Below are 12,834 nucleotides of genomic sequence, written 5' to 3'. Positions count from 1 at the left end.
GATCCCCCTACTCACTCGCTCTCTGGTTTCTGTCCCGGAGGCATCCGAACGGTCTCCTTCGCCGTATCGTCCGGCCGGTCTTCAAGACTCCAGTGCGGGAGACGGACAAACACGTCTTTCATCTGTTTGTATTTGAATGGCACGAGCGGAGACAGGAAGGATACGCCGAATGAGCGCAGTGCATTCAAGTGCGCTACCATCATGATCATGCCTAATACAATGCCATAGAACCCAAGTAATCCGGCCGCTATCATGAATAGGAATCTCAGCATGCGTGCCGTTATGGCCAGATTGTAGGCCGGAATGGAGAAGTTCGCGATGGCGGTTATAGCCACGACGATGACCATGATCGGCGATACGATACCGGCCTGAACGGCCGCTTCACCCAGAACCAGCGCGCCTACGATCGACACCGCTTGTCCGACAGCCCTGGGCATCCGAATGCCGGCCTCCCTCAGGATCTCAAAGCAAATCTCCATAATGAACGCTTCGACGAGCGCCGGAAAAGGAACGCCTTCTCTGGACGCCGACAAATTGATGAGGAGTGTCGTTGGCAGCATCTCTTGGTGAAAAGTCGTTAAAGCGATATAGGCAGCCGGTCCGAACAACGAAATTATGAATGCCACATAACGCAATAATCGGATGAAGGTGCCAATATCGTAACGCTGGTAATAGTCCTCTGCAGCCGCAAAAAATTGCGAAAGTACGGTGGGTACCACCAAGGCAAATGGAGTTCCGTCTACCAAAATCGCAATACGTCCCTCGAGCAAATTAGCTGCGATGACGTCGGGTCGCTCCGTGTTGAATACCGTTGGGAAAGGAGAGCTCCAGTTGTCTTCGATGAACTCCTCGATATACCCGGATTCCAGGATCGCGTCCGTGTTGATTCTCTCCAACCGGCTTCTTACTTCTTGCTTAATATCATCCTTGACGATTCCCTCTATATAAAGCATCGCAACCGAGGTTTGCGTAACGGAGCCAATCTTGATGGCTTCAAAGCCAAAATTCGTGCTCCGTATCCGGCGTCGTACCAGCGAGATATTCGTCGAGATTGATTCGGAGAAGCTGTCCTTCGGTCCCCGAATGACAACTTGGGTGCTCGCCTCCGATACGGCACGTTTCTCACCGCCAATCGTGTTGCCGCAGACGCACTGGCCCCAGCCGTTGACAATGAGAAGCGTCTTGCCGGTCAACAATTCGAGCAGCATGGATGTCCAGTTATCGAGCACTTCGATCTGCCCTACTGCGAGCGCATTATCGCAGATAAACCGGAAAGCAGTCTCCGTAGAATCCGCGTCCTCCGGGATTTGCGGCAGAAATGGCGACATGAGCGAGCGCATCACAAATTCGTTCACCATTTCTTTATCTGTAATGGTATCCAGATAAACCGCAGCCACGTGAAGCGGCTGTCCCGTACGCAGCGTGAATTTGCGCACGATGAGATCCGGGCTGGATACCAACTCCGTTCGGATTCGGTTTATATTGGCATCTAGATCCGTTTCAAGCTGCCCGGGCGCAACGGTGCGCTTCTCCTTGCCGCCTCCGCCACCGCCGCCCGCCCTGCCATGGCCGAATACCGCTCTACGTATCCTCATCAGAGTTGCATCTCCTTCGACCTGCAATCGATCTATTTGCGTACCACATTGGCTAGTATGCCTTGTTTGTCCTTTTTTTACCTATTGGGATAGAAAAAGCCGGCAACTCTCCCGAATGAAGAGTTACCGGCTATATGTTTGTTAATTAGACTGCTCGTACTCGCCTTTGATAATAGCCAGGATACGTTTAGCTTCTATTGCCGCAGCTGAAGCTTTATCGTTCCAATTGTAGGTGATAAGCGCCTTCCATAGTGCCCAGCCGCATGCCCGGTGGCGTGTTCCTTCGTCACAGCCGAGCTCTCTAAGGAAGATCTCCCTGCTTTCAGAGTCGAAGAATGTCCATGCCATCACGTAATCGCAGGCCGGGTCGCCCGTGCCCATTGTGCCGAAGTCGATAACCCCACCCAGTCGCCCGTTCTGCGCCAAGAGATTGCCCACTGCAACATCGCCGTGCACCCAGACCGGCTTGCCCGTCCATTGCGACTGTAGGGCTAGGTCCCACTTTTCATGAAATCCGCGAGTATCTAAGGTCGACTTGAGATTCTCAATTGCAGCCTTCGTTTCCTCATGATAGACAGTAAGTGAACCGCCCCGATGGAAATTATGCGTTCCCGCAGGAGGTCCTTCCGAAGCCGGAATGGCCTGAAGCTCCTTTAAGAAAGCAGCTAAATCTATAGCCAGCTGATTCAAATCGTCTATTGAAGAAAGGCTTACGGTTTCCCCATCAATCCATTGATTGATGGACCACGGCCACAGGTAACCTTCCGCAGGATTCCCTTTAGCTAACGGAACTTGTATCGGTAAAGTCAGGTGCGGTCTAAGCTGAGGCAGCCACGTTAATTCTTTTTCCACTTGTGCCGCATATGCCTCATGACTCGGCAGCCTGACACTCATCGTGCTGCCTAGATGGAAAGTTCGGTTATCATGGCCGCTATTGGCAACCGGATAGATCGGCAAGTCTGCCCATTTCGGGAACTGGCCTTTGATCAGTCTGCTTACTAGTTCCACGTTGATCTCCGTCATTCGATATCATGCACTCCTTCGTGCTTTGAAAATTTTGATTTGTGCCGCGAAATCCACCGAAACTGGACCGACTCCTCACCCGATCAAGGGAGCCGATTGTCCAAGTGTCCCTTCTACATCGTTCCCTTCCTTCCGCCAGTATTCGATGCCGCCGAGCATCTCTTTGACTTGGAATCCAAGACCGGATAACCGCGCCGCGCCTTTCGTGCCGCCATTGCAAGCCGGCCCCCAGCAGTAAACCACGATTACTTGTTCTTTCGAGAATGCGGCTGTCGTCTCTGGGCTGATATTGTTGGAAGGCAGGCTGATTGCGCCCCGAACATGACATTCTTCGTAGGCTTTCGTGCTGCGAACGTCGATAAGCAGGAAATCATTCAGACCATGCTGCATGTCATACCGCACATCCGCAACATCGGTTTCCACAGCTAGTTTGTTCATGAAGTGACGATGCGTATGCTCAGGCGATGCAGCAGGTGTTTCGAGAACGAGAGATTGGCGTGTTTGAGTGGTCATTTGGATTACCTCCGGTAGGGTTGTGGTTTTTGTTTGTTGATCTCAATGTATCACAGCCCCTAACCATGGAGTTATCGATAGAAATCTATACTATACTTCACTCATTTCGATAATTAGCGTTGTCGCCGCCGCTGAGCAGTTCCACCAAGCCATTGAACGCCTTGGACTTCCATTTCTTCTTCGAATAAATCAATTGCGTGTAGAACTTGCAGTCCGGGTGGACAAAAGGAATCGCGATCAGCTGACCTTTGCGAATCTCCTCAGCCACCGTAATCCGGGGCACCAAGGCAATCCCAAGTCCATAGATGACGCACTGCTTGATCGCTTCCAAATTGCCAAACTCATAGGAGAGACTGAAGCTCACTTGATTGCCCTTCAGCACCTTGAGCAGCATCGCCCGGTATGTGCAGCCATCCTCCGTCAGGATGAGGGACTCGTTCTCCAAATCCTCGACATGAACTTCGCTTTGTCCATTTAATCTATGATTGGGACTCGTGATCATAACAAGCGTTTCTTCCCGCAGGATGCTGCTGTGAAGCTCTGGGTCCGTGAACGGAGGATCCAGAATGATCCCAACGTCGAGCTCGCCCTCTTTGACCGCCTCGATAATGAACGGCTCATTTGCCGGCTGAATGACTATGTTAACTTCCGGAAACTCGCGGCGATAAGCCTGTAGATGCGGCGGGAGGTAGAAGGCGGCTAATGTCTCGATCGTCCCAATCGAGAGCGTCCCCTTGGCTTGTTTGGCTACGACTTCTTTGGACTCCTCGTGCAGTCTGTGGATATCGTTGGCGTATTGCAGGAGCGCTTCACCGGCCATCGTCAGCCTCATGCCTCTTCCGAACCGCTCCAACAGGACCGCCCCGTACGCTTCTTCCAGCTTCTGAATCTGCGACGTGATGCTCGACTGGGCATAACCCAGCGATTCCGCGGCCCGCGTATAGCTCCCACACTTCGCTACCTCGCGAAAAGTCTTCAAGTACGTCAGTTCCATGGGTACCGACCCCATTCCTATAAGTTCCCGCTACTTTATCATGATCTCGCTGTTCCGGCAATCCATACGGCGCTGAGCCAGGTGCAGCTTATAGACTCGAATGGAGCTCTCGCAGCGCGATTAATGCTTTTGACTCCAACGCCTGTAGCTCAATCAGGAGTACGGCGCATTGTTCACTCTGTTCGAGTGTTTGCGTGCGTGGTTCCGTATAGGGATACATATCCTTTAATACCTTACCTTTAGCCGCAATTTCGGTATAAGTGAGGATGAGTTGATCCAGGCAGCTGAGATTGAGATTCGTCATGCTCGCTCTGATTTCGGACAGAAACTGGGCTGCATGATGCCTGGCTTCCGTTATAATTTCGACGAATAAACTGAAGAAATACTTATCTAACTGCTGGCTTTCAAGCGCCGTTAACCACCGATCATAGGCATGCGATCCGACGAAATAGGTTTTGCCGGACCATCGATAAGAGCCTATCTCATTTAACTGGATGACGAACTCGAGTGCTTCTTTCAGAGCAGCCTGATTCTCTCTCGCGACTGGAATAGACGTTGCCCGGTGAAGCGAGATTAGTCCGCTGGTGGAATCGGCGGTTTGCGTATCGGATGACTCACGATCATGTACGCAATTGATGCACGGGCATAGACTTAACCCTAACTGATTCCACGGGATCACATCATCGCTGTGCTCATAACCCGTGTGCCAATTATCGGTGTAGTACCCTTGATCGTCGTATGCAAGGATGACCGACGACTGGTTGCTGATATCGATGTTTTTGGCGAAGACTGGCTGCCCCGCGTTAATGGCTTCTCTCGCTTTCTCCCAAGCCTCCGCCTGTAATTGCGTGAAAGCCTCTCCCTCTGCATGGATGTGATAGCCCTCAATATCCACGCCCAAATTACGAGCAAGCGCAATACCTCCGGTTCCAACGGTCCTCCATTAGGCTCACACATGTTCTCGTCAAGGATGTGCAGGAAGGCAATGCCGGTCATGCCATAGATCCATGATGTCGTTAGCGGAAGTTGATAGTAATCAGCAACCGACTTGATGGCACCGACGAGTGAAGCATCTAGGCCGCTGAACTTATAATTCTCGAGCTTTACCAACGTGTTAGGCTGAACGAACGTATCCTCTTGCATTTGGCAGCACCACCCTCGCATGATCTCACAAAGAACATTCACCATTATTATCCAACTTACCTGCCGAACAACAAAAAAATACAGAGCCGCGGCGATACGCTCACCACTGCTCTGTACGTAGACTTATTGCTTAAAAGAAAGCCCGACTGCCTCCAACGCCGCTCTCAGCTTTGGCATTGATCCGGGTCCCATCCCGTGAAATTTGAGTATTTCCACTTCCCTATATTGCGATAGCTGCTCTAATGTGGTGACCCCGTTGTTCTCCAATGCACGTCTTGCCGGTGCCGACAGCTGAGACAGAAATCCACTCTCCGGCTTCCGCTCTTGCTCGCAGGTCGGGCAGGTCGGACAATCCGTGCTTTTATAATACTGATGCCCTTTTCGGCAGGTACGTAAGGACTTCTCAGACGTTGTCATTGGTGTACAACCATCCTCTCCGGGGAATGCTCTGTTTTGTTTATTGTACCGCAAAAAGACCGGCAGCTGTCGCCTCCAGTTGTCCTCCGACAATTATTTGTGCCAATCCTGCAAATTCACTACCATGTAGACTTCCTGGTTGGCTACATGGGAGCCAACGCTGTATATTCACTACCATGTAGACTTCCTGGTTGGCTACATGGGAGCCAACGCTGTAAATTCACTACCATGTAGACTTCCCGGTGGGCTACATGGGAGCCAATGCTGTAAATTCACTACCATGTAGACTTCCCGGTGGGCTACATGGGAGCCAATGCTGCAAATTCACTACCATGTAGACTTCCTGGTTGGCTACATGGGAGCCAATGCTGCAAATGAGGACCCTAACAAAAAAAGCGTGGGACACTGCCATCACAGTGTGCCACGCTTTTTTACTTTAGCCGTTCTCACCCGACCGCCGCATCTACGAGCTGCCGCAGCTGCTTGGCTGCCGCGAATGGCTCCTCGGCCAGCGATATCGCAGAGATTAGCGATATCCCGTCAGCTCCAGCACGGATAACCTCGGCTGCGTTCCCATCGGTAATTCCGCCGATGCCGACGATTGGGATGCGCATGCCCCGTTCACGCATCTGCGTAAGCACGCTAAGACCCGAGGCGTCCTTGGCATCCTCCTTCGTACGCGTGGAGAACAGCGGGCCAATGCCTAAATAGTCCGCACCGCAACGAATCGCCGCCTCAGCTTCCCGCTCATCGTAGGCAGAGACGCCAAGCAGCTTGTTATCGCCAATCAACCGGCGTACGGTCGTTGCTGCTTCATCCTCCTGGCCGACATGGACACCGTCCGCGTCCACTTCCAAGGCGAGCTCGACATCGTCGTTCACGATGAACGGAATGCGATGCTCGCGGCACAGCTCACGAAGCCGCCAAGCAAGCGCTACTCGGGCATCGCCGCCAAGCGCGCCGCTTCCCTTCTCCCGGAACTGAAACATAGAGACGCCGCCTCGGATCGCTTCCGCCAACACCTGCACGGGATCGCTTCCCGGCAAACAGTTGTTGCTCCCCATGATGAAATAAAGCCGCAGCGCCTCACGAATGGCATCACCCTGCCATGCCCCAGCGCTCATCGGCCGCTCTCCTGATCGCGGTACGCCCAGTGATTGGTCGGCCCGTGGCCTTGTCCAAGACCAAGCGGATATTCGATCGCCGCCTGGATGAAGGCTTTGGCAACCTCGACTGCCTCAGTCACGTCTCGGCCTTTGGCAAGCTCAGCCGTAATCGCGGAAGCGAACGTGCATCCCGTGCCATGGGTATGACGCGTTTCTCTCCGCTGGCTGCTAAATTCATAGAAGTCCCGTCCATCATAGAGAATATCGATGGCCTGCCCGTCATCGGACAGATCATGGCCGCCTTTGAGCACGACATGCTTGGCGCCGAAATCGGCGAGCCGCTTAGCCGCTTCTTTACGCGCAGCAATGCCGGAGATCGTCATCCCCGTCAGCGCTTCCGCTTCCGGCACATTAGGCGTGACGACCCAAGCCAGCGGAAGCAGCGTTTCTTTCATCGCGCGAACCGCTTGATCCAGCAGCAGCGAGGCTCCGCCCTTGGCGATCATAACCGGATCGACAACAACCTTGCTCCAGCCGTAGCGGCGGATTTCCTCGGCAACCGCAACAATAATTTCATCGTTGAACAGCATGCCCGTCTTCACCGCATCCGTGCCGAGGTCATCGCCAATGGCCTCAATCTGCGACCGAACCGCTTCAGCCGTAAGCGGATAAATCCCCCGTACGCCTAGCGTATTCTGCGATGTAACAGCCGTTATTGCCGACATCCCATATACCCGCAGCTCTTGAAAAGTCTTCAAATCCGCTTGAATACCGGCACCGCCGCCGCTATCCGAGCCTGCAATCGTTAATGCTCTCGCTACATGACTCATGCTTCAATCCGCTCCACTCGGCCCAGCTTCTCGATATCCTCTACCGTTACATTCGACAATTGATCGAGGAACGCGATTTGGAAGCTGCCGGGTCCTTGTCCGGCCGCCTTCACGGCAGCAAGCTCAGCAGCTACGCCGTATGCCGCTAGTGCAGCGACCGAAGCAACGATTAGATCGCTCTCCACCGCCGCGAATGCGCCGATAACCGATGTCAACAGACAGCCCGTTCCGGTAACTCGCGTCAGAATCGCATCTCCGTTGCGCACGGCAAACGTTCTAGTTCCGTCAGACACGATGTCTGCCTCGCCGGTAATAACGACGACAGTATCAAGTTGAATAGCAGCATACTTAGCTAATTCGACAACATCGCCGCCGCTCGTTCCGGCATCGACGCCTTTGATCGACCATTCGCGGCCGACAACGTTTGCGATTTCGGCGGCATTGCCTCGAAGGATGCTGATCTTCACTTCTGCCAGCAATCCTCTTGCAGTATCCGTACGATAAGCCGAAGCTCCCGCGCCTACCGGATCCAGCACGACCGGTACACCATGCGCGTTCGCCGAGCATCCTGCCAGCTTCATCGCTTCGATCTCCGTTTCGTTCAGCGTGCCAATGTTGAGCACGAGCGCTCCCGATATTTTGGCGATATCCGCAACTTCCTGTTTGGCATAGGCCATGACCGGCGATGCGCCCAATGCTAGCAGGCCGTTTGCCGTGAAATTGGTGACGACGACATTCGTAATATTGTGAATTAACGGGTTCGTTTCCCTTACTTGTCTCAGCTTGCTCGCTACTGCTTGAATATTCATAGCCTCGCCCACCTCTTCTTTACTATTTTGCCACTCGAGTATCAAAAAAACGCCTTACCCGCCAAAAGAGGGTAAGGCGCAACAATGCGCACGACAGCCGTGAACTTCCTACGATGGCATTACCCAACAGGTTAAACGGTCTACGACGGATTAGTCGTACTCTCAGCCTGTTTCCACAAGCTCCCGCGCTTATTCGATTGTGATCAGTGTAATCCATGACACCCAAAATTGCAACGAAATTCGCGGGATACGGATACGGACATGGACACGGATGATTAACTAATTCTATCGAGTAGTCCTAGCAATCTGAAAATACTAGAATAGAATAGTGTATCCCGCTCTGAAAGGAGGATACACCTCATGGCAGGCATAAAAACATTTGTAAATACGACCGGAGCCGCATTGGATATAACGCTGTTTATCCGCGCAGGATTTGAGCCTTACAACCAATATGGCACGGAATCCTTTACCCTTGGACCGTATGGGACAGAAGAGGTTGCTTATGGCGACGACAACAACAAGTTTCTGAACGGCATCCTGATTTTCACCATTTTCGAAGGTGACCTCTATAGTAAAATGCAATTCGTTGTGACCGTCGAAAGCGATTTTGATGCCTTAATTAACACGAACAGTACCCTTACGTACACGCTAGTGAACACGGATTATGTGATTTCAGGCAGCAACTAATGATGCTTTGATTTACGCTCGCGACACAAACAGCCCCCGCTTCACGCAACGTGATGGCGGGGGCTGTTATGTTCATCTACCGGTTACAGAACTCACTTTACCGTCACAAGCGCTTCCGCTTGCTGCCCCAGCTTCTGATCCCCGATCGTAATATCGACGGCGATTCGGGCTCGTTTTACGGTTATCCCAGCAGGAACTGTAATCGTAAACTGTATCGTCGCCACCTGGTGTGGATCGATCTCCAGCTGTTGTTCATCGGCTTCCATGTTCCAGCTTGGAGGCGTAACCAGCCGAACAGTAACCTTCTCCCTGAGTGAGAACGGATTTAACACCTCAACCGCGATCTCAGTCGTTTCCCCGTTGGAGACCTCAACTTGATACGGTTTAATCCATGCGCAGTACCCTTCCGCTCCCAGATCAATCTTCTCTAGAGTCAGCAGCTCGTCGTGCAGTTGCTTCAAGCTCTCCCCGTCCCGCTTCAGCTTGTCGAAGTAACCTTCCTGCACCCATAGCGGGTCCCAGTGACCGGAAATAATCAATTCGGGGTTCAGCTTCTGGTACAACTCTGCACTCAGCACATAATCATGCGAACGGAACCGGTTCTGATACACGTAATTATTCAAATTCCCGTCGTTGCCTTGCTGATCTCCGATAGCCAACACGCGTTTCCCATCGACTTCGAACGAGATCGCAACCGCATAGAGCGTATGCCCAGGCTGCTCGTAGAGGCGGATCTCACACCCCTCCCACACAACGGTTTGTTCGAGAGGTATTCTCCGATCTACCGGGATCGGATCATACCAAATGCAGGGCACGTCGTAGTGGGATGGATTTTCGAACAAATCGGCAAAATTATCGGCTACCCACGTCTCCGTACCTTCGACATCACGCAGAAGATTAAACCCCGCCACATGATCGTCATGATAATGCGTCGGTATGACCACATCAATCTTGGTCACGTTGTATTGTTTCTTCAACTGCTCAATCGGAAAGAGGTTTGGCCGGCGTGATGCGCGATCCGTACCTGCTATGAAGATGGCATGCAGGTTTGCATAACCGTAGTCGATGAGAAGCGCTTTGCCGCTCTCAGACAGAAGGACGAAGGAGTTGGCAAAACTACGCGCATTCCACAGCAGGTGAGGAGTAATTTCCCGAAACTCCGGTTCCTTGAACGACTCATAATCCGCATATTGGCCGCGAAGCCGGAGAAGCTGCTCTAGTTTCTCGATTAAAGGTTCAATGGCAGCTGAGGGCTGCTCCATTATTTCGCCGTGTGACGGAAGCAGCAGTTGTAAGCCTTTATTGCGTAGGGCTGCCAACGAACAGATGGAATGATAGACCCCTTCGCAGCCGTTATACGACCACTGAGTGGCAGACATGGACCACACCTTTCCCGGGCCGGCGATCAAATCCCCTGTAAATCCAACAAGGTTGCCGTCCAATACGGTTGTCAGCGTTATCGATCCCGTGGTGTGACCGGGGGTTGGAACGACGTTAAACGAATACCCGCCGAAGTTGTGGTTACTATAATCCTTCAATGTTCCGGCAATCGGAATCGGCTCGAGCAGCGAGAATTTATCTTGGCGCACATTGTAATTGACGAGTATTTCACGAGCCTGCCAGTGTTGATCCACTTGGGCAAACAAATCCTGCTCATGATGAGGCACCCACACACTTGCACCCGCCGCAACCGCTTTGTCCAAGCCTTGCCCTTGATCGCGATGATGATGCGTCATCAGAACATCCGTTACCTTGTCGACGCCAATAGAAGCCAATTCTTCAAGCACAGCCCCGGATCCGAAATCGATCAAGACTGCCTCGCTGCCATTCTTAATGACATACACCAGACAAGTATCCTCATATTGAAAAAGATGCGTCGAAATCGGCTTCAGCATGCCCGTTGCCCCTCCACTATTTCTATTATCGATAAGTTTGTCTTCTCATCCACTGGGTCGCTACCCACTTCTCGCCGACTACAATGGGGTTGCCGCCATGCAAAGTAAGTCCGTTCAAATGGTCGTCGGTATAGAAATATTCAAAGTAGACAGCGCTTCCTTTTCTAGGTGTCACTGCAAAACGAAGCGAAGGAAAGTACGTTTCTCCGCCTTCTTCCACATCATTTAAGTACATGACCAAGGTGCTGATGCGATTGTTTACGGCGTGTCCGGTCTTAAAATAGTCATAGTGCGGCTGGTACTGCTCACCGGCCTTATAATGTAAAATTTGCAGTGGCTCCGCATGCGCGAGCGGTACATTCATGAGCTCGGCCACCCGGGTTTCGATGCGATGAATCGATTCATTCTCGCTCTCCTCGAAGAACATGCTGCTGCTGGTGCGAATATCGCTTACCTCGTGCGACTTGCCAATCTTAGCCCGCTGCATGCGGTTTGTAGCCAAAGCGATCAACGTATCGCACTCGGCGTGGCTCAATACATTTTCCAAGATGAGAATTAGCGGTTCTTCGATCCTGCCGACAATCGTAATTTCCTGATCCGTGGTTACAATTTTGTTGCTGCTCACGTTCACAATCGTCTGCTCTTTAATCGCCAATGTCCCGTCCTCCTCTGCTTCGAATACTGAGGAAGTAGTCGAGTGAAACGGTATTCCAGTTGGTTACTCTTTCGTCAGACGAGCCTGAAAACCCTTCCATAGGATGGATTGGCGCATTGCGCACACGCAAAAAGGCACGGGTGGGGGGACCCGTGCCTTTAGCAGGTTTACCAGTTGCCGCGGATTCTAACGAATCGTCGGAGCCTTATTCAGCCGAATTTCGGTGTTTCGAAATTCTAACGAACCGTGGAGGTCTTATTTCGGGCAAATCCGCCCTCAACCCCCGACAAACCACCAAATAAGGCCTGTAGGATTCGTTAGCTTTTTTTCGGGGCTGTTTTCGGGCAAATAAGACCTGTACGGTTCGTTAGCGCATTTCACTGTAGATAAAATCATCCTCTTCAACATTCTCATACTCGGCTAACTCACTCCACAACCGTTCAATGTCTTGTTGCAGCAACGGTTGTACACTCGCACACAATTGAAGCAGATCATTAATCTTATTCTGCTTTACTTTAATTCTTACGTTACGATTGTATCCGTCAGCAAGTAAAGCGGTTATTGTGTCCGAGTTGTGCTGCCGCTCGCTGTGGAATAATTCCTCCACAAGATCTTCGGCCATGAACGGTTTTGCAATAAATCCTTTTGCCCCGGCACTAAGACTCTCAAGCACGTTTAGAACCTGCGATCTCGCCGAACACATAATCATGACGGCTGATGAATGGATCTGATGAATTCTTTTCACGACATCGATGCCATTCATACCAGGCATGTTAATATCAACGATGGTTATATCCGGTCTTAGCTCATCGTATAAACGTACACCCGACTCCCCGTCTGCTGCCTCTCCAACGATTTGAAAACCTTGTTTCTCATCGATATCCCATATTGCTTTCACTCCATAATGGCAAGCAGGTCCATTACCTGCTCATCTGTGTAATAACGGTAGCGTGTCGATGGATGAATATGATTTGGCTTAAATAAGCCAATTTGGTCATAATGACTTAAGGCATCTACGGATATCTTCACCATCTTAGAAAGTTGGCCAATTGAGTGCATAATTCCCTCCACAAAATTTTCGTTCCGGAACTGAATTCATCGTAATGCCTAGGGTAACACAAGGGTCAACTACAAATCGAGAATTAAAAAGAGCACCGGGAATCACTC

General features: G+C 51.6%; 14 protein-coding genes and 1 riboswitch. Of the genes, 1 reads left to right on the top strand and 13 read right to left on the bottom strand.

Going from position 1 to position 12,834, the window contains the following annotated elements:
- Positions 1-11: 11 nt before the first annotated feature.
- The 9 genes from BLW29_RS23155 to thiM form a co-directional block, all read right to left on the bottom strand.
- Positions 12-1,595 (bottom strand): spore germination protein, encoded by a 1,584-nt coding sequence (locus BLW29_RS23155; protein WP_256208825.1) that lies wholly within the window; start codon positions 1,593-1,595, stop codon positions 12-14.
- Positions 1,596-1,736: 141 nt separating this feature from the next.
- On the bottom strand, positions 1,737-2,618 hold the full coding sequence (locus BLW29_RS23150) for an aminoglycoside phosphotransferase family protein (protein ID WP_090984028.1): 882 nt from the start codon (positions 2,616-2,618) through the stop codon (positions 1,737-1,739).
- Positions 2,619-2,693: 75 nt separating this feature from the next.
- Positions 2,694-3,131 carry a rhodanese-like domain-containing protein gene (locus BLW29_RS23145; RefSeq protein WP_256208824.1) on the bottom strand — a complete coding sequence of 146 codons (438 nt, stop codon included), beginning with the start codon at positions 3,129-3,131 and terminating at the stop codon, positions 2,694-2,696.
- Positions 3,132-3,228: 97 nt separating this feature from the next.
- A complete protein-coding gene (locus BLW29_RS23140; protein ID WP_090984026.1) occupies positions 3,229-4,125 on the bottom strand; it encodes a LysR family transcriptional regulator in 897 nt (298 codons plus the stop codon).
- A gap of 88 nt (positions 4,126-4,213) precedes the next feature.
- Positions 4,214-5,026, bottom strand: coding sequence for a hypothetical protein (locus BLW29_RS23135; protein ID WP_090984024.1), 813 nt, complete (start codon positions 5,024-5,026; stop codon positions 4,214-4,216).
- 365 nt (positions 5,027-5,391) lie between these two features.
- Positions 5,392-5,685 (bottom strand): RNA polymerase alpha subunit C-terminal domain-containing protein, encoded by a 294-nt coding sequence (locus tag BLW29_RS23130; protein WP_090984022.1) that lies wholly within the window; start codon positions 5,683-5,685, stop codon positions 5,392-5,394.
- Between the two features lie 446 nt (positions 5,686-6,131).
- Positions 6,132-6,809 (bottom strand): thiamine phosphate synthase, encoded by a 678-nt coding sequence (gene thiE / locus BLW29_RS23125; RefSeq protein WP_090984020.1) that lies wholly within the window; start codon positions 6,807-6,809, stop codon positions 6,132-6,134.
- Positions 6,806-7,621, bottom strand: a complete 816-nt coding sequence (gene thiD / locus BLW29_RS23120; protein WP_090984018.1) for a bifunctional hydroxymethylpyrimidine kinase/phosphomethylpyrimidine kinase — start codon at positions 7,619-7,621, stop codon at positions 6,806-6,808. Before thiD ends, thiE begins: the two co-directional genes overlap by 4 nt.
- The gene (thiM, locus tag BLW29_RS23115; RefSeq protein WP_090984016.1) at positions 7,618-8,430 is read right to left on the bottom strand and encodes a hydroxyethylthiazole kinase; all 813 of its coding nucleotides are present in this window, start codon (positions 8,428-8,430) and stop codon (positions 7,618-7,620) included. Before thiM ends, thiD begins: the two co-directional genes overlap by 4 nt.
- An 88-nt stretch (positions 8,431-8,518) precedes the next feature.
- Positions 8,519-8,627: riboswitch (TPP riboswitch) on the bottom strand.
- A gap of 163 nt (positions 8,628-8,790) precedes the next feature.
- On the opposite strand from thiM, the gene BLW29_RS23110 reads away from it, so the two are divergent.
- Positions 8,791-9,117, top strand: a complete 327-nt coding sequence (locus tag BLW29_RS23110; RefSeq protein WP_090984014.1) for a hypothetical protein — start codon at positions 8,791-8,793, stop codon at positions 9,115-9,117.
- 92 nt (positions 9,118-9,209) lie between these two features.
- Here BLW29_RS23110 and BLW29_RS23105 read toward each other — a convergent pair whose 3' ends face one another.
- The 4 genes from BLW29_RS23105 to BLW29_RS32170 all read right to left on the bottom strand — a co-directional run bounded on the left by BLW29_RS23105 (position 9,210) and on the right by BLW29_RS32170 (position 12,726).
- On the bottom strand, positions 9,210-11,012 hold the full coding sequence (locus BLW29_RS23105; RefSeq protein ID WP_090984012.1) for an MBL fold metallo-hydrolase: 1,803 nt from the start codon (positions 11,010-11,012) through the stop codon (positions 9,210-9,212).
- A gap of 25 nt (positions 11,013-11,037) precedes the next feature.
- Complete coding sequence (locus BLW29_RS23100; protein WP_090984010.1) at positions 11,038-11,667, bottom strand: 2OG-Fe(II) oxygenase; 630 nt, start codon at positions 11,665-11,667, stop codon at positions 11,038-11,040.
- Positions 11,668-12,034: 367 nt separating this feature from the next.
- Positions 12,035-12,565: a response regulator gene (locus BLW29_RS23095; protein ID WP_090984008.1), complete on the bottom strand. Its 531-nt coding sequence runs from the start codon at positions 12,563-12,565 to the stop codon at positions 12,035-12,037.
- Complete coding sequence (locus tag BLW29_RS32170) at positions 12,562-12,726, bottom strand: MerR family transcriptional regulator (protein WP_090984006.1); 165 nt, start codon at positions 12,724-12,726, stop codon at positions 12,562-12,564. The genes BLW29_RS23095 and BLW29_RS32170 overlap by 4 nt, the downstream gene beginning before the upstream one ends.
- Positions 12,727-12,834: the final 108 nt, after the last annotated feature.

It is taken from the genome of Paenibacillus sp. CF384 (genome assembly GCF_900106745.1).
Taxonomy (GTDB): Bacteria; Bacillota; Bacilli; order Paenibacillales; family Paenibacillaceae; genus Paenibacillus_Z.
Note: the sequence above shows the minus strand (reverse complement) of the source record. Positions and strands in the feature narration are given on the sequence as shown.